This window comes from Streptomyces flaveolus (genome assembly GCF_044765825.1).
In the GTDB taxonomy this organism is placed as follows: Bacteria; Actinomycetota; Actinomycetes; order Streptomycetales; family Streptomycetaceae; genus Streptomyces; species Streptomyces flaveolus.
Window position 1 is genome coordinate 76,454 of the sequence record NZ_JBIWKU010000006.1, and the last position, 21,052, is coordinate 97,505.

The 21,052-nt window shown below is 73.3% G+C and carries 21 protein-coding genes; 8 read left to right on the top strand and 13 right to left on the bottom strand.

All coding sequences use genetic code 11. The features are described from left to right. Nucleotides 1-357: 357 nt before the first annotated feature. The 10 genes from ACIRG6_RS19420 to ACIRG6_RS19465 all read right to left on the bottom strand — a co-directional run bounded on the left by ACIRG6_RS19420 (nucleotide 358) and on the right by ACIRG6_RS19465 (nucleotide 11,311). On the bottom strand, nucleotides 358-1,485 hold the full coding sequence (locus tag ACIRG6_RS19420; protein WP_189234346.1) for a ferritin-like domain-containing protein: 1,128 nt from the start codon (nucleotides 1,483-1,485) through the stop codon (nucleotides 358-360). Then, nucleotides 1,482-3,014, bottom strand: a complete 1,533-nt coding sequence (locus ACIRG6_RS19425) for a class I adenylate-forming enzyme family protein (protein ID WP_364818442.1) — start codon at nucleotides 3,012-3,014, stop codon at nucleotides 1,482-1,484. Before ACIRG6_RS19425 ends, ACIRG6_RS19420 begins: the two co-directional genes overlap by 4 nt. A 1-nt stretch (nucleotide 3,015) precedes the next feature. Then, nucleotides 3,016-3,261, bottom strand: coding sequence for a phosphopantetheine-binding protein (locus ACIRG6_RS19430; protein WP_225637810.1), 246 nt, complete (start codon nucleotides 3,259-3,261; stop codon nucleotides 3,016-3,018). Further along, nucleotides 3,258-4,277 carry a hypothetical protein gene (locus tag ACIRG6_RS19435; protein WP_364681053.1) on the bottom strand — a complete coding sequence of 340 codons (1,020 nt, stop codon included), beginning with the start codon at nucleotides 4,275-4,277 and terminating at the stop codon, nucleotides 3,258-3,260. The genes ACIRG6_RS19430 and ACIRG6_RS19435 overlap by 4 nt, the downstream gene beginning before the upstream one ends. Next, the gene (locus ACIRG6_RS19440; protein WP_189234342.1) at nucleotides 4,274-4,531 is read right to left on the bottom strand and encodes an acyl carrier protein; all 258 of its coding nucleotides are present in this window, start codon (nucleotides 4,529-4,531) and stop codon (nucleotides 4,274-4,276) included. Before ACIRG6_RS19440 ends, ACIRG6_RS19435 begins: the two co-directional genes overlap by 4 nt. Beyond that, the gene (locus ACIRG6_RS19445) at nucleotides 4,528-6,201 is read right to left on the bottom strand and encodes an AMP-binding protein (RefSeq protein ID WP_403323742.1); all 1,674 of its coding nucleotides are present in this window, start codon (nucleotides 6,199-6,201) and stop codon (nucleotides 4,528-4,530) included. The genes ACIRG6_RS19440 and ACIRG6_RS19445 overlap by 4 nt, the downstream gene beginning before the upstream one ends. 5 nt (nucleotides 6,202-6,206) lie before the next feature. Beyond that, complete coding sequence (locus tag ACIRG6_RS19450) at nucleotides 6,207-7,805, bottom strand: class I adenylate-forming enzyme family protein (protein WP_318213150.1); 1,599 nt, start codon at nucleotides 7,803-7,805, stop codon at nucleotides 6,207-6,209. A 253-nt stretch (nucleotides 7,806-8,058) separates the two neighbouring features. Next, a complete protein-coding gene (locus tag ACIRG6_RS19455; RefSeq protein WP_364681060.1) occupies nucleotides 8,059-8,964 on the bottom strand; it encodes an alpha/beta fold hydrolase in 906 nt (301 codons plus the stop codon). 383 nt (nucleotides 8,965-9,347) lie between these two features. Next, entirely contained in the window at nucleotides 9,348-10,604 is a 1,257-nt protein-coding gene (locus ACIRG6_RS19460; RefSeq protein ID WP_364681062.1) for a 3-deoxy-7-phosphoheptulonate synthase, read from the bottom strand. 110 nt (nucleotides 10,605-10,714) lie between these two features. Beyond that, nucleotides 10,715-11,311, bottom strand: coding sequence for a 4'-phosphopantetheinyl transferase superfamily protein (locus ACIRG6_RS19465; protein ID WP_239766146.1), 597 nt, complete (start codon nucleotides 11,309-11,311; stop codon nucleotides 10,715-10,717). A gap of 350 nt (nucleotides 11,312-11,661) precedes the next feature. On the opposite strand from ACIRG6_RS19465, the gene ACIRG6_RS19470 reads away from it, so the two are divergent. After that, the gene (locus ACIRG6_RS19470; RefSeq protein WP_403323746.1) at nucleotides 11,662-12,165 is read left to right on the top strand and encodes a hypothetical protein; all 504 of its coding nucleotides are present in this window, start codon (nucleotides 11,662-11,664) and stop codon (nucleotides 12,163-12,165) included. Here ACIRG6_RS19470 and ACIRG6_RS19475 read toward each other — a convergent pair. After that, nucleotides 12,142-12,678: an RNA polymerase sigma factor gene (locus ACIRG6_RS19475; protein ID WP_391983695.1), complete on the bottom strand. Its 537-nt coding sequence runs from the start codon at nucleotides 12,676-12,678 to the stop codon at nucleotides 12,142-12,144. The genes ACIRG6_RS19470 and ACIRG6_RS19475 overlap by 24 nt on opposite strands. Nucleotides 12,679-13,331: 653 nt before the next feature. On the opposite strand from ACIRG6_RS19475, the gene ACIRG6_RS19480 reads away from it, so the two are divergent. The 3 genes from ACIRG6_RS19480 (at nucleotide 13,332) to ACIRG6_RS19490 (ending at nucleotide 14,961) form a co-directional block, all read left to right on the top strand. After that, nucleotides 13,332-13,898, top strand: coding sequence for an RNA polymerase sigma factor (locus ACIRG6_RS19480; RefSeq protein ID WP_364681071.1), 567 nt, complete (start codon nucleotides 13,332-13,334; stop codon nucleotides 13,896-13,898). Next, nucleotides 13,895-14,386 (top strand): hypothetical protein, encoded by a 492-nt coding sequence (locus tag ACIRG6_RS19485; protein WP_403323749.1) that lies wholly within the window; start codon nucleotides 13,895-13,897, stop codon nucleotides 14,384-14,386. Before ACIRG6_RS19480 ends, ACIRG6_RS19485 begins: the two co-directional genes overlap by 4 nt. Nucleotides 14,387-14,526: 140 nt before the next feature. After that, nucleotides 14,527-14,961 carry a hypothetical protein gene (locus ACIRG6_RS19490; RefSeq protein ID WP_403323750.1) on the top strand — a complete coding sequence of 145 codons (435 nt, stop codon included), beginning with the start codon at nucleotides 14,527-14,529 and terminating at the stop codon, nucleotides 14,959-14,961. Nucleotides 14,962-15,263: 302 nt separating this feature from the next. On the opposite strand, the gene ACIRG6_RS19495 is transcribed toward ACIRG6_RS19490, so the two are convergent. Next, entirely contained in the window at nucleotides 15,264-16,652 is a 1,389-nt protein-coding gene (locus ACIRG6_RS19495; RefSeq protein WP_350717486.1) for a cystathionine beta-synthase, read from the bottom strand. A 168-nt stretch (nucleotides 16,653-16,820) separates the two neighbouring features. Between ACIRG6_RS19495 and ACIRG6_RS19500 the strand changes: the two genes are divergently transcribed. From ACIRG6_RS19500 to ACIRG6_RS19510, 3 genes are all read left to right on the top strand, one after another. Further along, nucleotides 16,821-17,846, top strand: coding sequence for an SGNH/GDSL hydrolase family protein (locus ACIRG6_RS19500; protein ID WP_350717484.1), 1,026 nt, complete (start codon nucleotides 16,821-16,823; stop codon nucleotides 17,844-17,846). 241 nt (nucleotides 17,847-18,087) lie between these two features. Beyond that, nucleotides 18,088-19,308 (top strand): acetyl-CoA C-acetyltransferase, encoded by a 1,221-nt coding sequence (locus ACIRG6_RS19505; RefSeq protein WP_239766140.1) that lies wholly within the window; start codon nucleotides 18,088-18,090, stop codon nucleotides 19,306-19,308. A 292-nt stretch (nucleotides 19,309-19,600) separates the two neighbouring features. Then, on the top strand, nucleotides 19,601-20,383 hold the full coding sequence (locus tag ACIRG6_RS19510; RefSeq protein ID WP_350717480.1) for a hypothetical protein: 783 nt from the start codon (nucleotides 19,601-19,603) through the stop codon (nucleotides 20,381-20,383). 15 nt (nucleotides 20,384-20,398) lie between these two features. Here ACIRG6_RS19510 and ACIRG6_RS19515 read toward each other — a convergent pair whose 3' ends face one another. Beyond that, a complete protein-coding gene (locus tag ACIRG6_RS19515; protein WP_318213160.1) occupies nucleotides 20,399-20,710 on the bottom strand; it encodes a hypothetical protein in 312 nt (103 codons plus the stop codon). Between the two features lie 103 nt (nucleotides 20,711-20,813). On the opposite strand from ACIRG6_RS19515, the gene ACIRG6_RS19520 reads away from it, so the two are divergent. Next, nucleotides 20,814-21,044 (top strand): DUF4287 domain-containing protein, encoded by a 231-nt coding sequence (locus ACIRG6_RS19520; RefSeq protein ID WP_225637830.1) that lies wholly within the window; start codon nucleotides 20,814-20,816, stop codon nucleotides 21,042-21,044. The last annotated feature ends 8 nt before the right edge of the window (nucleotides 21,045-21,052 follow it).

Genomic DNA, 21,052 nt, shown 5'->3' on the forward strand with positions numbered 1-21,052 from the left:
GCCGGCAGGCAGCGGACGCCGGGCCGCTGCCGGGGCAGCCCGGGGTCGTTCGGGGTCGCCGAGCGACGGACCGGACCGCGGCCCGGGGCCGCCCAACGGCCGCCGGACGAACCGGACCCGGACCCGCAGGACGGCTCGGCCCCCGGCGTCGGGCGGCTCGCCACCGCCGCAGGTGCCCGTGGCCCCCGTCGGCCCGCGGCCACCGGACCGGGCAGGACCGCAGCACAGGTCGGTCCACCCCGGCGTCGGACCGCACGGCACCGCAGGTGTCCGCGGCGCCGTGTCGCCGGGCCGGGGTGATGGGGCCGCCGCCGCGACGGGGCCGGGGGACGTACCCCGGCGCGGCGGCGGCCCGGTTCAGGGGGCCGGCGTGCCGTCCGAGGGCGCCGCGCTGCCGAGGTCGGCGACCTGCTCGATGTCGCGGTGCCGGAACGCCATCTCCCGCTCGGTCAGCGCGTCCACGGCGGCCTTGTCGTCCAGGGCGCGCAGCGCTTCCTCGTCCACCTCGTGGAAGCCGAGGACGCCCATCTTGGCCAGCGCCTCCTGGACCCGGGGCCCGAACATCCCGATCTCCTTGAGGCCGGGCACGATGCGCATGAAGACCAGCCGGCGGAACTCCCGCTTGGCGGGCGAGCGCCGGGAGGCCTTGATCGCCTCCTCGCCGTACCCGAGGTGCTGCCAGATCTCGTCGTCGACGTACCGGTCGCGCAGCGCCCAGCAGCCCTCGACGACGAAGTCCTCGCGTTCCTTGAGCTCCGCCTCGGACAGGTGCGGGTAGTAGCCGCGCAGCAGCAGCCGGCCGAAGGCCACGTGCCGGGCCTCGTCGCGGGCGACGTAGGCGCTGAAGGCGCGGGCCAGCGGGTCGCGCAGCCGCTCGCGGTGCACGCCGAAGGTGGCCAGGCCCATGTTCTCGACGAGGATGTGCGCCGCCAGCACCCCGAAGTCCCAGCGGGGCTCGCGCATCGCCTGCTCGAACATGGCGGAGATCGACGGGGACAGGCCGTAGCGCAGCCCGATCTTCGTGTGCAGGAACCGGTTGAAGCCCTCCACGTGCCGGGCCTCGTCCATCATCTGCGTGGCCGCGTACAGCTTGGAGTCCAGGTCCTCCACGGTCAGCAGGATCTTGCCGACCGCGATGAGCGCGGCCTGCTCGGAGTGGAGGAACTGCGAGTACAGCCAGCCGCTGCTGTGCCGGCGCACGATCCGCCGCTCGCTCTCCGGCAGCCGGTCCCACAGCTTGGAACCGGCGATGGAGATGAAGTCGTCGGGCAGGCCCAGCGGGTCGTCGGGGTCCACCTCGTGGTCCCAGTCGAGCCGCTCGTCCATGTCCCACTGGCGCTGCTTGCCCTGCTGGTACAGCCGGACCAGTTTGTCGTTGCGCCGGTCGTAGTCCCACTGGATGACGGCCCTGCCGTTGACCGGGACGGCCCACTCACCGGCGAGGTCCGTCAGGACCTCGGGACGCGTGTAGTCGGTGGTGCTCATGAGGTGTGCTCCCTGTCGGCGATGAGCGTCTGCCGGGCGATCTCGCGCAGGTCGGTGCGCAGGGCCTTGCCCGCCGGGTTGCGCGGGATGCGCTCGATCGGCAGGAAGTGGGTGGGCCGCTTGTAGGGGGCGAGGCCCGCCACGCACAGCCGCAGCAGTTCCTCCGGGTCGAACCGGTCGTCACCGGTGGGCTGCACGAACGCCACCGGCGTCTGGCCCCAGGTCTCGGACGGCACCGGTACGACGACCACGTCGGCGACGTTCCCGGACTGCCGCAGGACGTGTTCGATCTCGGCCGGGTAGACGTTCTGGCCGCCGCGCAGGATGAGGTCGTTGCGCCGGTCGACGACCCAGACCCGGCCGTCCTGGTCCACGCAGCCCACGTCGTGCGTGTTGAGCCGGCCGTCGCGCAGGACGTCGGCGGTGGCCTCCGGGTTCTTCCAGTAGGCCTGCATCAGCCCGTCACCGCTGACCTGGAGCTCGCCGATGACCCCGGCGGGCACCTCGCGCCCGTCGGCGTCGGTGACGCGCAGCCCGGCGCCGAGCATCGGCACGCCGACGCAGACGGCTCCGGGGACCGGCGGCGGCCCGACGGGCGTGTCCGGGCGCAGGGTGAGGACGGGCCCGCCGCCCTCGGTGATCCCGAAGATGGTCTGCAGGTCGGCGCCGAGCCGTTCGCGCGCCTCGCGGGCCAGGTCCTCGGGCATCGGGGCGGCGCCGTGCAGCAGCAGCCGCAGCCGGGACAGGTCGGTGCCGGGCAGACCCTTGGCCCGCAGCAGGAGCCGGACCATGGACGGCACCAGGAAGGCGTGCTCGATCCGCCACCGCTCCAGGGCGGCCAGGCAGCCCTGCGGGGTGAAGCGGTCCAGGACGCAGACGGTGCCGCCCGCGGCCAGGTGGTCCAGGGCGATGACGACGCTGCCGTGGAAGAGCGGGCCGGCGTTGAGGAAGGCGGTGCCCGGGCGCGGGCCGACGTCGGCGATCCAGGACAGCGCGTTGATCTGGAGCGAGCGCTGGTCGACGACGACGCCCTTGGCGCGGCCGGTCGTCGCCGAGGTGTGCAGGATCAGCACGGGGTCGGCCATGCCGGTGCCGGCCTCGTCCGCGGCCCCCGCGTCCGTGGACTGGGCGTCCTCGTCGGGCAGTTCGGCGACGGTCGCGATGTCGGTGACGGGCAGCCCCGGGTACAGGGCGCCCAGCCGGGCCGCGTACGCCTCCTCGGCGACGGCCGCCGAGGGCTCGACGGACTCCATGATGGCGCCGATCTCCGGGTCGGTCAGCGCCGGGTTGACCGGCACCGCGACCAGGCCGGCGACGGCGCAGGCGAAGTAGGTCTCCAGCACCTCGACGCGGTTGGCGCTGAGCACCAGGACGCGGCTGCCGGGCAGGGTGTCGTGGCGCAGCCGGGCGGCCAGGGCCCGTACGTCCCGGTGCAGGGTGCGCCAGCTGACGTCGCGGCGGACGTCGCGCAGGGCGAGGGCGTCGGGGTCCCGGTCGAGGCCCCGGCGCATCACATGGTTCAGCCACATGTCAGCTCGCCTCCGTCCCGGCCAGCCGGGCGACGGCGCGGACCGTGGTGAGGCCGAGGAGCTCCTCGTCCTCCAGCGGCCGGCCGAGCTCGTCCTCCAGGCTCAGCGCGATGCGGATCAGCTCGCCCGAGCCGATGCCGGCGCCGGCGAAGTCGTCGTCGTCGCCGAGCCGGTCCAGCAGGACGGGGTGGTCCAGGCTGCCGCGGATCAGGGCGCGTACGTCGGTCAGGGAGCGGACGGCGGTCATGAGCTCCTCCTGGGGCGGGCGCCGACGCCGACCATCGCCCAGTAGGGGGCAGGTTCGCCGTCGAAGTACACGAGGGGTTCGGCGCTGTCGGTGCGGCAGGGCAGCAGCCGGTTGAAGCGGCTGCCGAGGCAGGCGGCGGCGAACTCGGGGGACTCGGCGACGCCCCGTTCGTCACCGACGGTGGCGACGAAGGCGAAGACCGGGTCGAGCGACTTGTGCACGCCGTCCTCGACGACGTCGCACCAGGCGTGGTCGCTGCCGAACAGCCCGAGGAGGTAGCCGCGGCGGGCGGTCGCCTCCAGTCCGGCCGCGCGCAGCCGGTCGGCGAGCAGCCGGGAGGCGACGACGCAGTCGGCGATGCCGAGTTCCCAGGCCCGGTGGTGGTCGGCGCGCAGGGGTTCGGGCACGGTCTGGTAGACGACGCGGCGTGCGGCCAGGGCGTCGACGACCTCGGACCACGCCTCGTGGATGCGCGGGTCGCGCACGGTGTGCGCGGCGCCGGTCAGCCGGATGGCCGCGGTGTATCCCGAGTCGTGCAGCGGCCGGTCGAACGGGCCGCCCTCCAGCAGTTCCACGCCGGGCGCCGACAGGTCGGGGACCCGCACGGTCACCTTCCGGCCCCCGTCGTCGGCGGCGCGGTCCTCCGCCGCCTCGCCGCCGGCCGTACGGGAGGGATGGACGCCGATCTCCCAGTCGCGCGGTGCGAACCAGCTCGCCCGGGGGGCGGCGGCGAAGCGCATCAGGAAGCGCAGGCCGAGTTCGGGCACGGTCTGGCCGGTGCCGCAGAACATGCCGACGTTCATCAGGTCGTCGTAGTCGAACAGCGGCCCCCGCGCGGAGTCGACGACGTGCGGCAGTCCCGCCGAGGCGAGCCGGGCGACCTGTTCGGGGGCGGCCCGCAGGGCGCGGGCCGCGGTCGGGGTGTCGGTGTCGTAGCGGGCGACGTCGGCCGGCGCGGTGCGGAACCGGTCGAGGGCGCCGAGCAGGGTGTCGGCGGCGGCGGTCTCCACGGTCATATGGAGCTGCCCTCCCGTGTCAGCTTGGCGACGAAGTCCGCCAGTTCGCGCACGGTCGCGGTCTCGAAGAGGAAGTCGTCGGGGATGACGACGTCGCACTCGTCCTCGATCTCGGTGATCGCGCGCAGGGCCTTGACGGACTCGATGCCCGGCACGGCCGACAGCGGCTTCTCGGGGTCGACGGACGACTCGGCGACGCCGGCCTGTGCGGCCAGTGCCCGTACGACGATGTCCAGGGTCGCGGTGACGCTCACGAGTGCTGTCCTTCCGGGGCGGTGGGCAGTGCGGAGTGGTGGCGGCGGTACAGGTCGGCCGCGCCGGAGCGCTTGACCTTGCCGGAGCTGGTGAAGGGGAGGGTCTGCGGGGAGACCGCGAGGGTCTCGACGGCGGTGAGGCCGAGGTGTTCGGCCAGCCGGGTGCGGATGGCCTCGCCGACCGCGCGGGCCGTGTCGGTGTCGAGCTTCGTCTCCCAGATCACGACCATGTACTCCTCGCGGTCGTCCTCCCAGGCGAAGGCGGCGCAGTGCCGGCGGTCGACGCCGGGGGTGGACTTGACGATCTCCTCGACGTCCTCGGCGTAGTAGTTCTGGCCGCGGACGACGGCCATGGCCTTCACGCGGCCCATGACGTAGAGCTCGCCGTCGTGGCGGAAGCCGATGTCACCGGTGCGGAGCATGCCGTCCGGGGTGAAGGGCTGCCGCTCGGCGGGCAGCCCGAGGTAGCCGGGTGTGACGGGGGCGCCGCCGATCTGCACCTCGCCGACCACGCCGTCCTCCAGGGGTGTGCCGTCGGCGTCGCCGATGCGCACCTCGACGCCTTCGACGGGCGCGCCGCAGGAGACGACGGTGCGGGTGGTGGGGCCGGGCTCGGCGGCTTCCCTGACGCGGTCGCCGACGGCCAGGCTGGAACGTTCCGCCTCCAGGCTGCGGTACGGGGATCCGGGGGTGCCGGTGCTGACGATGAGGGTGGCCTCGGCGAGGCCGTAGTTGGGCTGGACGACCCGGGGGCGCAGCCCGTACGGCTCGAACGTCCGCTGGAACTCCTCCAGGCTGGAGCGGCGCACCGGCTCGGAGCCGTTGCCGCCGTAGCGCCAGGCGGACAGGTCCAGGTCGTCGGGGATGCCCTTGGCGGCGGCGGCGACCAGGTAGTCGTAGAAGAAGTTCGGCGCCGGCAGGATCGTGGCGCGGCTGGCGCCGAACTCGGTGAGCCACCGCATCGGGCGGCGGACGAAGTCGCCGGGCTGCCACAGCGAGATCGGCGAGCCGGCGCGCAGTGCGGCGAGCAGCGTGAACAGGCCCATGTCGTGGAAGAGCGGCAGCCACTCGCCGAGCCCGTCCTCGCTCGTCCACCCGGTCCCGGCCTCGATCGCGTCGAGTCCGGCGGACACGTTGGCGTGGGTGACCACGACGCCCTTGGGGGCGGAGGTGGAGCCGGAGGTGTACTGGACGATCGCGGGTGCCGTGCCGCCGCCGTGCGGGGCCGGCAGGTCCTCGCGGGAGTGCGGGGCGTCGGCGATGTCGATGAACGGGATGTGCGGGACGGCCTCGGCGACGCGGGCGACGATCCGGCCGCCGAGGCTGCCGTCGACGAGCATGGCGTCCAGTGCGGCGTCCTCGGCGATGCGCCGCACGTGGGCGGCGTAGGCGTCGGCGCCGCCGAAGGCGACCGGGAGGGCCAGCGGGACGGCCGCCGCGTCGAGGCGGAGCGCGGCGAGCAGGCCGCGGACCCAGGGTTCGCCGTTGGCCATGAGCAGGCCCACCCGGCGCGGGGCGCTGCCGTCGCGGGCCGCGAGGACGGCACCGGCCGTGCGCTCGGCGCGGTCGAACAGGGCGGTGCCGGAGACGGGCTCCTCCGTGCGCGAGGGCGTGTGCAGCAGGGTGCCGTCGCGCAGGCCGCGGGACAGTTCGTGCCAGAGGTGCGTCATGCTGCTCAGGCCTCCTTCGGGGCGGTGGCGGCGGTGCGGTGGATCCGGCCGGCGAGCTTGCGGCGCAGCACGGACCTGCGGACCTTGCTGGTGCCGGTGACGGGCATGGCCTCCCACTCCCAGAAGCGCACCTGGAGGCCGGGGAGGCCGGCTTCGGCGGCGACGGCGTGGAACCGTTCGGCGTCGGGGGTGGTGTCCGGGCGGGGGCAGGCCACCGCGAAGACGGTGCCGTCGTCGTCCTTGACCAGGACGAGTTCGACCAGTTCGGGCAGGGCCTCCAGCAGGTGGTCCTCCTTCTCCAGGAGGCTGCCGACGCCGTCGACGTGCTCGACGGAGCGGTCGAGCAGTTCCAGCGAGCCGTCGTCGAGGAGGCGGCCGATGTCCCCCATGGGCCACCAGGAGTCCGCGGGCGGCATCGGGTCGCCGCCGACGTATCCGCGCATGCGGCCGGGCGAGCGGGTCTCGATCAGGCCGGGCGTGTTCGGCGGCTGCGGGACGCCGTGCTCGTCGACGATCCGGATCTCCATGCCGCCGCCGCTGTGGCCGACGTTGCGCGGCGAGTAGTCGGCCGACTCCTCGCGCGTGACGATGCGCAGGCAGATGGGTCCGGACTCGGTCTGCCCGTAGGCCTGGAAGTAGTGGGCGCGGGGGTGCTCGGAGGCGTTCAGCAACGTCCGCACGGTGCGCGGGTGCATGGCGTCGAAGGTGCTGATGAACCGTTCGACGTGCTGGAAGGGGCGGTCGGGGTCGTCGGCGAGGGACTCCCACTGGATGTAGACGTTGGGGTGCGTCTCCAGGGAGGTCGGGCGGTGCTCCAGCATGAGCCGCTTGACGTTCGCGGGGTCCGGGTCGGCGATGGCCAGCGCGGGCATCGCGGTCTCCAGCGAGGCGAGGGTGCCGGCGCAGGTACGGGCGTGCACGAAGGACAGGTGCTTGGCGTTCAGGTCCTGCGGCGAGTACTGGTCGCGGAAGATCATGATCATCGGGGCGACCATGCCGAACAGGGAACGGGTGGAGTGCGCGGCCATCTTGGGCGCCCCGGTGGTGCCCGAGGAGTGGGTGATGACGAACCACTCGTCGGCATCGCGCGGGCCCGCGGTGTGCGCGAGGCGTTCCTGCAGCGGGACGACCCAGTTCTCCTCCGTCTCCTCCAGGCACAGCACGTTGCGGGTCAGCCGGCGCAGCGCGTGCCGGTGTTCGGTGAGCCGCGACAGGCCGGTCGAGTCCACGACGAGGTACGGGTCGTCCAGGCGGGCGAAGCACTCCAGGAGTTCCCCGGTCTCCATGGCGGAGGAGAGCAGGGCGGGCAGGGCACCGATCTTGCCGAGGGCGCACATCACGCCCTCGACCTCGATGTGGTTGCGCTGCACCACGGCGACGACGTCCCCGCGCCGGATGCCGCCGGCCCAGAACCGGTCGGCGTAGTCGTCGACGGCCCTCGCGAAGTCCGCGAAGTCGCGGACCGGCTGGTCGTACGTGCGCCAGGGCGTGTCGGAGAGGAAGGGGGTGTCGGGGTACTTCTCCGCCGCGACCGCCGGGAGGATCCCGAGGGGTGCGGTCGGCTGCGGCATGACATCGAGCTTCAGTGCGGATATGTCAGGCATGGAAAGTCCCCCTGCTCGGCCTGGCGAAGACGTCCGGGCAGCACGAAGTGCGCGCCGGGTTAAGGCTGTCCGGTGTCGGAAGTGGTCGGGATCGCTCACCGTCCGGTCGGGAGCGGCCGACATGAGACAAGAGGTGGTTTCCGGCCCATGCACTCCACCGGAATCCGAGATTTTCCGGACGCTCCGGCTCCGCCACGGCCGCACCCGGCGCACCCCGGTGCGCGGTGAGCGGCGGAGCCGTGGCCGGGCGGGGTCAGCGCGGGCGGGAGAAGAGCCGCTCGGCGGTCCGGGCGACCAGGTCGGGCCGTTCTTCGTGGAGGTAGTGACCGCACTCCGGAACCACCTGGACCCGCAGGTCGTCGGCGTGCCGGCCGGCCGCCGTCAGCACGCCCGGGGGCAGCATGAAGTCCCGCTCGCCTCCCATGATCACGGTCGGGGTGGTGAGCCGGAGCTTCTTGTACCGGCCCGTCAGCAGCCGGGCGATGTCCCGCAGGGCGAAGGCCCGGTGCAGTGCCTCCCCGGCGCGCGCCCGCGCGGGCTCCCGGCTGGAGCGGACGAACTCCTCCATCGCGTCCGGGGTCCAGACCGTCCGGTCCACCACGCCCTTGCGCATCAGGTAGCGCGTGAACCCGGGCCGGTTGCGCAGCATCCAGCGCCCGAGGAGCGGCTGCTCCAGCAGCGCCGTGTACCAGAACCGCCAGGACTGCGGCATCAGGCGCCGGTGCAGCGGCCAGGGGTGCATCATGTTCAGCGCCAGGTAGTGCGTGACGCGCTCAGGCGCGCCGAGGCAGAGGTGGAACCCCGTCCAGGCGCCCCAGTCGTGCCCGATGAGCCGCACCCGGTCCAGGCCCAGTTCGTCCAGCAGGGCGACCACGTCGGCCACCCTGCTGTCGGTGTCGTAGCCCTTGCCCGGTGCGTCGGACCAGCCGAAGCCGCGCTGGTCCACGCAGATCAGCCGGTAGTGGCCGGACAGCAGCGGGATCAGCCGCCGCCAGCCGTACCAGTGCTGGGGAAAGCCGTGCAGCAGCACGACCGGCTCCCCCTCTCCGGCCTCGGCGACGTGCAGGCGTACGCCGCCCCGCACGGTCACCCAGCGGTGGCGCACGCCCGCCAGTTCGGGCTGGGGCGGTGACGCCGAGACGTTATCCACGGACTCCACGCGAGCTCCTGAGGGTTGTCGGACCGGTTCGTTCGTTCGGTCGGTCAGGAGGCGGCGGCCGTGCCAAAGGTTCCCGCCGGGTACGAGGTCTCCCACGGGCCCGCACCCGGCGGGACGGACCGGGGCCCGGCCCGGCGGCGGACACGCCGATGCCGCCGGACCCCGGCCCGGCATCGGATGACGCGGCCCGCTCGGGCCCCGGGGGGTGTCGTGGGGATCGTGCCGGGGTCGCGGGGCCTGGCACGCGCATCCGCGGCGTTGTCGTCGGTTGCCAGGGCTCCGCTCCGGCGCCCTCCTCCGCCTTGCGGCCGCACGCACCAGACCCCGCTCGGGTCGGTCCGCAGGGCACCGTTGCCCGGAGTCGGCCCGGTCCGAACGACTCCCTAGCTCTCCCCCGCGCACAGCCGCGCGGTCAGCTCGGCGATCTCGGCGGTCTGGGAGCCGTTGAGGCGGGGGTCGCAGGCGGTCTCGTACCGCACGTGCAGACCGTCCTCGGCGACGCCCGCGGCGCCCCCGACGCACTCGGTGACCTCGGCGGGCGTGGCCTCCAGGTGGAGACCGCCGGGGATCGCGCCGGCGGCCCGCGTCGCCGCGAAGAAGCCGCGGATCTCGGCGCCCACCGTCGCCACGTCCCGGGTCTTGTGACCGCTGCCGCCCACATAGGTGTTGCCGTGCATCGGGTCGCACATCCACACCACCCGGTGGCCCGAGCCCGCCACCTCCTCCAGCAGCGGCGGGAGCAGCTCACGCACCTGGCCGGCCCCCATCCGCGAGATCAGCACGAGGCGCCCCGGCTCCCGGTCCGGGTCGAGGCGGGCGCACAGCGCGGCCAGCCGGCCGCGGTCGGTGCCCGGCCCGATCTTGACGCCCACCGGGTTGGCGACCCCGGACAGGAACCGCACGTGCGCCCCGTCGGGGTCACCGGTGCGCGCGCCGATCCAGGGCAGATGGGCGGAGGTCAGGCACAGGCTGCCCGTCACGGGGTCGCGCCGTACCTGGGGCTCCTCGTAGTCGAGCACCAGCATCTCGTGGCTGGTCCACACCGCCGGGACACCGGACACCGTCGCCCCGGGCAGGGCCATGCCGGACTCGGCGAGCTCCCGCAGCAGGGCGAGGACCTCGCGCGCGTGCGCGTGCCCGCGCAGCAGCCGCATCGCGTCGGGTACGCGCGCGGCGGGCTCGGGGCGCGGATCGTTCACGAGGTGCCCGCGGAACGACGGCAGCACGAGGCCGCCGACCCGCTCGGTCGGGGAGGAACGCGGTTTGGCGTACTGCCCGGCCAGCCGGCCGATGGGTATCACGGGCCGGCCCAGCGCGGCCCGCACGGTGCCCGCGGTGCCGTGCAGCTGGCCGACCCGCGCCGCCACGCCGGCGAACGTCGGGGCGTCGAAGGTCTCCGCGCAGTCCCCCAGTTGCACCACGAAGGCCTCCCCGGCGGCGGCCTCGGCGAGGGCGTGGCGCAGGTCGAGGATCTCGTCGGAGCGTACGAGGGGTGCGGCCCCGGCCAGCCGGGCGCGGATCCGGCGCAGCAGCCCTTGATCGGGCCAGTCGGGCTGCTGCGCGGCCGGATGTCCGCGCCAGTCGGACGGCGTCCACTGGGGCACACGGCGGGGTGAGGCGAGTACGGCGGGCGGGTGCATGACGAAATCGGCCTCCGTCGTCGGATGCGGGCAAGGATGCGGGCGAGGGTGAGGGTGAGCGGGGAGGGTGAGCGGGGAGCACGTGCGGAAGCGGGAAGCGGCGCCCGGCCTCAGTCCTGGGGCAGCGCCCAGCACAGGACGCCCCGGTCGGGCAGTTGCCGGACGCTCACGTGGACACGGGTGTCGGGGTGGCCGGCGGCCCAGGCGAGGTAGCCGGCCCCGTCCGGCTCCAGCCGCACGTCCCGCAGCCCCCGCGGGGCCGGGTCCACCACGGCGTGGAGCGCCTTGAAGGCGGACTCCTTCGCGGAGTAGAGGGCGAGCAGGCGCCGCGCGGCCGTGCGGGGCGGGCCGAGCAGCGGGCGTTCGGGACCGCGCAGCACCAGGTGGGCCGCCCGGACGGGCAGCGGGGTCATCTCCAGGTCGACGCCCAGGGTCCGGAACAGGCCCGAGGGGCCCGCGACGGCGACCGCGACACCGCCGGAGTGGCTGATAGACGCGGCGATCCCCTCGGGCAGCCGGGGGCGGGGCCCGTCGCACAGCACGGAACCGGCGGACAGTCCCGCCGCACGCACCGCCCGGTGCAGGGCGCTGCGTCCGATGAGGAAGTCGCTCCGGCGCGCTTCCGGCATGGTCCGTGCCAGGCTCCGCTCCTCGTCGGTCACCGCGACGGGCGGTCCCTCGTGGGCCGAGGCGACCCCGAATCCCATGCCCGGAATGCGCGGACCATTGCTGGAAAAAGCGCGGTGAAGGTTGTGGAGCGGCCCACTGAAATACACGATGCTCGCTTCCCCGTCCGTTGTCGTCGGTATCCGTGAGAACCGGTGACCGGCCACCCGGAGAACCCTTCTCCCGGTCTGCCCGACGGTCGGTAACCTGGTTTCTCACACAAGGAAGAGGCCGCCCGGCACGCAAGTACTCCCTGGGTGTCAAATCCCTTCGTCCGCGGCCCCACGAGCCCATGCCGTAAAGTTTTTCCAGGTCTTGACCATTCCGGGAGACAGTGCGACGCTCCCTCACATACGTAACCTCACGTACGCGTGAAGAGGGAGCGACAGCAATGACCGGTTCGGTGGACAACGGCTGGCCGCTGGCCGAACTCGACCCGATACGCCGGCTGAGGATCATCGCGTCCAGTGCCCGGCACCCGGCCTTCGCCGAGCGCCGCTTCGACGTGCCGGTAGGCCACTTCTGGTCCGTCGCGTCCGACCTCGAGACCGAACTCCCTCTCATCGTCCCGGGACTGCGGTCCTTCACCATCACGGAGTCCTCCGGCGACCGGCTGTCCGGCCGGGCGGTCGGTGCCTTCGGTTACCGCGAGCGCTTCGACGTCGTCCTGCGACCCGGGTGGTGCCTGATGCAGGGCACCGCGCTGACCAGCGGCATGGCCGCCACGCCGGACGGTGACGGCTGCCGCTTCGCCTTCTTCAGCACCCTGCGCCTGCCGGGCGGCGACACGCTGGACCGGATGCGCGCTCCCTGGTCGGCGCGGCGGGCCCAGCGGATGCTCGACCGCCTGGGCGAACGGGTCGCGGTCCGCTCAGCCCCAGGCCGAGCGGAATGACCGCCGGGCCCGGAACAGCCGGGACCTGACCGTCCCCACGGGTATCTCCAGCAGGGCGGAGACCTCCTGCTCGCTCAGCCCCTCGACATGACGCAGCATCAGCACCGCCCGGTGCTCCGGCATCAGGCGGCCCAGCGCGTCCGTGATGTCCGAGGCGAGGTGCAGGTCCCCCGCGACCGGCGGGTCCTCCCACTCCATCGGCACGGTCGGCTGGCGCCGGCGCTGGTTGGCGAACTTCAGCGCCTCCCGCACGGCGATCGCCCGTACCCACCCGAACAGGGCGGCCGGCTCCTTGAGCTGGCGGATGCTGCGGAACACCGCGATCAGCGCCTCCTGCGCGGCGTCGGGGCCGTCCTGCAGCGCCACCGGGCCGCAGATCCGGCCGACGAAGGGGGCGAGGATCTCCAGCAGTTCGTCCATCGCCAGCGCGTCCCCGCGCCGCGCCCCCTCGACCAGGCGGGCCAGCAGCTCCGGATCCCGGTGTCCCGCGTGCCCGTCCCCGCCCCCGCTCACCGCACCCCCGCCGGCGCCGTGACCGGGCAGGGAACGCGGAAGGAATTCCCAGATTCAACCGAATAACCGGACGGCGGGAACGGACGACACCGAACCCTCTCGTATTGACGGGAATTCAAACAGAGCTCGCCGACAGCCGCTTTCCGGATAAATAGCTGCACCATGTGTAACGGACCCCCCGTAGATGGCTAATTCAATAGCCGCACATCGCGCCCACCCTAGCACCGGGTGCAGAAATCCGGGAGGTTGAGCCGAGGAGCCCGCCCGGCCGGGCATATGCCGGATGGCGGCCGCAACAGATCGGCTCAGAACGCATCACCTCTCCACACCTCGGCAATAATCCGGCACGCCGAAAGGGCGCGCAGCGCAGGCCGAAGAGTGCCTCGGCGTCCGCTCCGCCGGGCACTCGCTGTCCGCCACGTCCGATGCCGCCCGGCGAACCGGCCCTCGGCCGCCGGGACGGACGTCCCCACCCGGACAGAGGCCCGCCGGGGGCCATGCACTCCCTCGGCCGCCGATCCCAGTTCCAGCCAGTTCACGGCGGACGGGAGTGCCCGGCCGCCGCCGCTCCTCCTCATCCACGAAAGCTCCCACACCGACGCCGTCCTGGTGCCGCCGCTGGAGCGCCGACGTCCAAGGGAGGAGAACGGCACATGAACACAGCCCGAGCGGGCACCCTGCGCAAGGCCCCTGCCCCACGGCAGGACACACAGGAGGACCCCTGGGCCGCGGGAGGCGTCCTCGTGCGGGCTGCCCAGTCCGGTGACGCCATGGCCCTCAACGAGCTGCTGAGCGTGCTCACCCCGTACGTGACCCGGCTGTGCCGGCCGATCGCCCTCGGGCACAGCGCCGACGCCGTGCAGGAGGCGCTGATCGCGGTCTTCCAGGGCCTGCCCCGGCTCCGCGACCCCCGCGCCCTGTACGCGTGGGTGCGCACCATCACGGTGCGCGAGGCGGTGCGGGTGGCCCGCCGGGCCGAACGCGAGACGCCGGTCTGCGAGTTCGACGACATCGTCTGGCCGGGCAGCCCCGAACTGGCGGTGGACATCCAGGACGTGCTCACCCGCATGTCCACCGAACACCGCGCGGTCCTGGTCCTGCGCGAACTCGAGGGCCTGGACGAGCGGTCGGCGAGCCAGATCCTCGACATCTCCTGCGGCACGATGAAGTCCCGGCTCCACCGTGCCCGTCACAGCTTCCGAAAGGCGTGGCCGCGATGACAACGAACTGGCCTACGGCCGACCTCGACCCGGTCCGGCGCCTGCGCGTCATGGCCGCGGGACTGCACGCCGTCATGTACGCGGAGGCCCATGTCGACCTGCCGGTGACGGACGTGTGGTCCGTCGCCGGGGACCTGGAGGGGGAGCTCCCCCATCTGGTTCCGACGCTGCGCGAGTTCCGGTGCCGTCCCTGCGGCGGGGACCGCTTCCACGGCCAGGCGTACGGCCCCCTCGGCCACACCGCCCGCTTCGACGTCCGGCTCCAGCCCGGCTGGTGCCTGATGCAGAGCCAGTACGTGGTCGGCGGCATGGCGGCCGTCCCCGAGGGGTCGGGCACGCGCTTCGCGGTCCTGGGCGGGCTGCGCCGGCCCTGGTCGGCGCCCCTCCAGACCGCCCTGCGCCCGCTCGGCCGCTCCCGGGGCCTGCTGATGATCGACCGGGCCGCCCGGCGCGCCCGGCTCCGGCGGGACGCCCGGGAGGCCGGCTGAGCACCCGGGGCCCGGCCGCCGCCGGACGGGACCGGAAGCGGCGGACCCCCGCCCGCCGCCCGGCCCGTACCGCTCACCCCCGCCGAAGACGGGGGCTAACCCCCGTGCCGACGCCGTCGCCGCCCCCTACCGTGGGACGCATGACGGGAACCGACGGGCGGGACACCGACCTCAAGAAGGAACTCGACGCCACCCTGCAGACCCGCAGGGAGCTCGGTGAGGAGTACGAGTCGGCGCTGGTCGACTCGTTCCTGGAGAAGGTCGACCAGCGCATCGACGGCGCGGTCGAGCGCCGGGTGCGCCGGCAGTTCGCCGAGCAGCAGATGACGGCGGCCCGGGACAGCCGGTCGCCGCGGTCCACCGACTCCTTCGGCGAGCGCTTCGGCTTCGGCATCGTCTCGCTGGTCCTCGCCGTCCCGCTCTCCGCGATCGGCGGCGGCGTCGCCCACCTCCCCGGGCTGCTGACCGCCTGGGCGGGCATCGTCGGGGTCAACGTCGTCCAGGCCGCCCGCACCAACCCGGGCCTCTTCGGCCGTCGCCGCACCCCCGGCCACGAGGACCGCTGGGAGGACTGAGCACGCCGGAAGACTGCGCGGGGACCGCCGCACCCCCATCGCTGAGGGGCGGGACGACGGCGGTCCCCGCGGGGGACGCGGTGCCGGGCCTCACGGCCGGGCGGCGCGTCCGTGGCGTCCGTGGAGGTCCGGGAGCCGCTCCGGAAGGTCCTCGACGCCGTTCGGTGCCGGCCCGGGCGGGGAGCCGCTCCCGCCCTGCCGACACCCACTACTGTGCCGAACCCGTGTTAAGCGGGTGCTGCGCCAACGTGACGCGCGCGTACCACTTCCGCGAAGTCCTCGGGCTCGCACGGACCGCGGACCTACTTGCCGCCCTTGGCGAGGAAGGCCAGCAGGTCCTGACGGCTCACCACACCCGTCGGCTTGCCCTCGACCAGGACGATCGCCGCGTCGGCGGAGCCGAGCACGGACATCAGGTCGGCGACCGGCTCACCCGAGCCGACCTGCGGCAGCGGGGCGGACATGTGCTTCTCCAGCGGGTCCTCCAGCGAGGCGCGCTTGGTGAACAGGGCGTCCAGCAGCTCGCGTTCCACGACCGAGCCGACGACCTCGGCGGCCATCACGTCCGGGTGACCGGCGCCGGGCTTGACGATCGGCATCTGCGAGACGCCGTACTCGCGCAGCACCTCGATGGCCTGGCCGACGGTCTCGTCCGGGTGCATGTGGACGAGGGAGGGGATGGCGCCGTGCTCCTTGTCGTTCAGGACGTCGCCGACGCGGGCGCTGGGGCCGGCGTCCTCCAGGAAGCCGTAGTCGGCCATCCACTCGTCGTTGAAGATCTTGCTGAGGTAGCCGCGCCCGCTGTCCGGCAGCAGGACGACGACCACGTCGTCCTCGCCGAGCCGCTCGGCCACCTCCAGCGCCGCGACGACGGCCATCCCGCAGGAGCCGCCCACCAGCAGGCCCTCCTCCTTGGCGAGGCGGCGGGTCATCTGGAAGGAGTCCTTGTCGGAGACGGCGACGATCTCGTCCGCGACGTCGCGGTCGTAGGCCGTGGGCCAGAAGTCCTCGCCGACGCCCTCCACGAGGTACGGGCGTCCGGAGCCGCCGGAGTAGACGGAGCCCTCGGGGTCGGCGCCGATCACCTTCACCGCGCCGTCGCTGGCCTCCTTCAGGTAGCGCCCGGTGCCGGAGATGGTGCCGCCGGTGCCGACGCCGGCGACGAAGTGGGTGATCTTCCCCTCCGTCTGCTCCCACAGCTCGGGGCCGGTCGAGTGGTAGTGGGAGAGCGGGTTGTGCGGGTTGGAGTACTGGTCCGGCTTCCAGGCGCCCGGCGTCTCGCGGACCAGGCGGTCGGAGACGTTGTAGTAGGAGTCCGGGTGCTCGGGGTCGACCGCCGTCGGGCAGACGACGACCTCGGCGCCGTACGCGCGCAGCACGTTGATCTTGTCCGTGGACACCTTGTCAGGGCAGACGAAGATGCACTTGTAGCCCTTCTGCTGGGCCACGATGGCGAGGCCCACGCCCGTGTTGCCGCTGGTCGGCTCGACGATGGTGCCGCCGGGCTTCAGCTCGCCGCTCTGCTCGGCGGCCTCGATCATGCGCAGGGCGATGCGGTCCTTCACCGAGCCGCCCGGGTTGAAGTACTCCACCTTGGCCAGGACGGTGGCCCTGATGCCCTTGGTCACGCTGTTGAGCCGCACCAGCGGGGTGTTGCCGACGAGGCTGATCATCGAGTCGTGGAAATGCACCGTGGTCTCCGGATGCCGCAAAAGATGTGGTCGTGATTGGTTCCGCCAGCCTATGGCCTGCCGGCCCCCCGATGCCCTGTGTCGGTCGTTCACTCCCCGTTGAGATTGGGCGACCGTCCGTACGGGGCAAGCAGTGGGTGTACGGCTCGATGGAGGTGGCGGCGACGTATGACGAGTATGTCGAGGGCGAGGGTGGCCCGGCGGATCGCGGCCGGCGCGGCCTACGGCGGCGGCGGGATCGGGCTGGCCGGCGCGGCCGCGGTCGGTCTGCTGCTGGCGGAGGTGCAGCTGGCCAGGCGCCGGGTGGGCAACGGCACACCGGGCCGGGTGCCGAACGCGGAGGGACTGTACGGCGGCACCCTCACGACGGCCGCCGTCACACCGCTGCGGCTGGTGATGCTGGGTGACTCCACGGCCGCCGGTCAGGGCGTGCACCGGGCCGGCCAGACACCGGGCGCGCTGCTGGCGTCGGGGCTCGCGGCGGTGGCCGAGCGGCCGGTGGAGCTGACCTCGGTCGCGGTACCGGGGGCCCGTTCGGACGACCTGGAACGGCAGGTGGGGCTGGTGCTCGCCGATCCGGACCGGGTGGCCGACATCTGCGTGATCATGGTCGGCGCGAACGACGTCACCCACCGCATGCCGGCCACCCGCTCGGTGCGGCACCTGGCGACGGCGGTACGGCGGCTGCGCACCGCCGGCGCGGAGGTGGTGGTCGGCACCTGCCCGGACCTCGGCACCATCGAGCCGGTGCCGCAGCCGCTGCGCTGGCTGGCCCGGCGGACCTCGCGGCAGCTGGCGGCGGCGCAGACGATCGGCGTGGTGGAGCAGGGCGGGCGCACGGTGTCGCTGGGCGACCTGCTGGGCCCGGAGTTCGCCGAGAACCCGCGGGAGCTGTTCGGCCCCGACAACTACCACCCCTCCGCCGAGGGGTACGCCACGGCGGCGATGGCGGTCCTGCCGTCGGTCTGCGCGGCACTCGGCCTGTGGCCGGCGGAGGAGGAGCGTCCCGACGCCGCCCGCCGCGAGGGGTTCCTGCCGGTGGCACGGGCGGCGGCCGAGGCCGCGGACGAGGCCGGCACGGAGGTCGCGGCGGCGATGCCCACGGGCCCGCGGGGCCCCTGGGCCCTGCTCAAGCGGCGCAGGCGCCGGAGGGTCTCGGAGGCGGAACCGGCGACGCCGGCGCAGCCCAGGTAGGCGGGGCGGCGGGGCCCGTGCCCCGAAGGGGGCGCGGGGAACTGCGCGACCTGCCACGGACGTCCCGCGTCCGGCCACGGTCCCCCGCGCCACCGCATCGCGTCCGGCCGACCGCCGGAGGCCCAAGCAAGCGCTTAGAAAGTTGCGGTCCATGTCACACACCCATACCCGTGACCCGGGCCATACGGCCGGGTAACTTCCCAACCAGCCGCCTCATCCCCGCGACGCCACTGGAGCCGTGATGCCCGAAGCCGTGATCGTCTCAGCCGCCCGCTCCCCCATCGGCCGCGCCTTCAAGGGCTCCCTGAAGGACCTGCGCCCCGACGACCTGGCCGCCACGATCATCCAGGCGGCCCTCGCCAAGGTCCCCGAGCTGGACCCGAGGGACATCGACGACCTGATGCTCGGCTGCGGCCTGCCCGGCGGCGAGCAGGGCAACAACCTCGGCCGGATCGTCGCCGTCGAGATGGGCATGGACCACCTGCCCGGCTGCACCATCACCCGGTACTGCTCCTCGTCCCTGCAGACCTCCCGCATGGCCCTGCACGCCATCAAGGCCGGCGAGGGCGACGTCTTCATCTCGGCCGGTGTCGAGATGGTCTCCCGGTTCGCCAAGGGCAACTCCGACAGCCTGCCGGACACCCGCAACCCGCTCTTCGCCGAGGCCGAGGCCCGGACCGCCGAGGTCGCGCAGCAGGAGGGCACCACCTGGCACGACCCGCGCGAGGACGGCCTGGTCCCCGACCCGTACATCGCGATGGGCCAGACCGCCGAGAACCTCGCCCGCGTCAAGGGCGTGACCCGGCAGGACATGGACGAGTTCGGCGTCCGCTCGCAGAACCTCGCCGAGGAAGCCATCAAGAACGGCTTCTGGGAGCGCGAGATCACCCCGGTCACCCTCCCCGACGGCACCGTCGTGTCCAAGGACGACGGCCCGCGCGCCGGCGTCACCCTGGAGGCCGTGCAGGGTCTCAAGCCCGTCTTCCGCCCCGACGGCCTGGTCACCGCCGGCAACTGCTGCCCGCTCAACGACGGCGCCGCCGCCCTCGTGATCATGAGCGACACCAAGGCCCGCGAGCTGGGCCTGACCCCGCTCGCCCGCATCGTCTCCACCGGCGTCTCCGGCCTCTCCCCCGAGATCATGGGCCTCGGCCCGGTCGAGGCGAGCAAGCAGGCGCTGTCCCGCGCCGGGCTGACCATCGACGACATCGACCTGGTCGAGATCAACGAGGCCTTCGCCGCGCAGGTCATCCCCTCCTACCGGGACCTGGGCGTCCCGCTGGAGAAGCTGAACGTCAACGGCGGCGCCATCGCCGTCGGCCACCCCTTCGGCATGACCGGCGCCCGCATCACCGGCACGCTGATCAACTCCCTCCAGACGCACGACAAGCAGTTCGGCCTGGAGACGATGTGCGTCGGCGGCGGCCAGGGCATGGCCATGGTCATCGAGCGCCTCAGCTGAACCGGAACGGGCCGCTGAAAAACCGTCAGTAGCCCCTCGGGGACCCAGTGTCACCCCTCGGCCCAGAACCCCGCTGACACCCGGGTTCTGGGCCGATTTGTGACCCAAACTCCCCCAGGATGTGACCTACCTCTCCCGCCACCCTGATTTCCGCAGGTCAGACCAGCCACACCCGTATCCCACGGGCCCAAAGTCCTGTCCGTTTCGTGACGTTACGCACTGACAGACGGTTAGTCCGCCCTTCAAGCTGAGGTAGGAAGTCGGGGGTCGACTTTGAACCGGGAGTACGTCCGTGAGCGCCATGCCGATCGCCCTGCTGCTCACCACGGCCGCCACCGGCGCCGTGGGCGTCGCCGTCCTGCGCGCTGTGCTCGTGCTGCGCCGCCAGGTCGCGGCCCTGCACACCGAGCTGGCCGAGAGCCGCGCCGCCGCCGCGCGGGGCCGGGTCCCGGCCGCCCGCACCACCAGTGACGCCGAGGAGATACGCGCCGCCGTCGCCGAGGCACTCGCCGAGGAGCGCGAGCGGGAGCTGGCCGAGGCGCGCGCCTTCTGGGCCGCCCAGGAGTCCCGCGACGCCTCCGACGCCCCTCTGCTGCTCGGCCTGTCCGACAGCGAGCTCTTCATGCCCCGCCAGGCCGACCTCGTGGGCCTGGAACCGGTGGCCGAGCCGGGCGCGGACGCCGACGAGCCGGCCGGGGAGTCCGCCGAGCTGGCCGCGGCCCGCCGCCGGCACCCCTCGCACCCGGACTTCGTACCGAACCCGTCGCCGGCCGTGAACGACCACGAGCGCACCGTCGCCGCACTGGAGGAGCTGGCCGCCTCCCACGTCGCGCTGGCGGACGTCCGCCCGGGCCCGCTGGGCACCCTCGACGTGTACGTCTTCGCCGACGGCACCACCCTGTGCATGACGCCGGGCCACCGCGAGACCGCGGAGCGCCTGGCCGCCGCCCTGCGCGCGGGCCGGACGCCGTACCTCCTGGGCGGCTCGGGCATCTCCGGCGCCTACACGCTGACCTTCGCGTGCGGCGAGGAGAACGTCTACATCCTGGCGGACCGGGTCATCGCGTCCCTGTAGCGCCGGGTGCCCGCCTCACACCCCGGCCCGCTTGCGGGCCTCCTCCACCAGCCGCACCGCCTCCTTCACCTGCGCCGCGTCCGTCAGGACGACGGCCAGGTCGTGCGCGGCGACGGCGATCTGGTCGGCGGCGGCGAACATCCCCGCGTCCGGCATCCGACGCGGCTCGGCGTCCGGTTCCTCCACGAGCTGGGCGCGGCGGGCCAGCTCCCTGGCCAGCTCCAGCGCCTCGGCGGCGGCACCGCGCTGCAGCCTGCTCTGCGGGGCGGCCCGCAGCCGGTCGGCGAAGTCGTCCACGGCACGGGTCAAAGGCGTCGTATCAACCACGGCGCGAGCGTACGCGGCGTTCCGGGACTGTTGCCAACGGGCGAACGCTCAGGCACGGTGACCTGAAGGACCGGCTTACATCCCCTTTCGCCCGGAGGCGCCGATGTCCCATGTCTTCTCCGAGGAGACCCACCGCAATCTGCTCGCCCGCATCCCCCACTGCACCGGTCGTGAGATCGCCGACTGGCTGCGCGCCGTCGAGGACGGACCCGCTCTCTTCCGTTTCGAGGAGAAGGTCAGCTGGCTCCGCCACGAACACAACCTCGCGTACGGCCATGCGAAGGCCATCGTCCACGAGTACGACCTGAGGAGGGCCGCGCGCAATCTGCTCTAGGCGTGCAC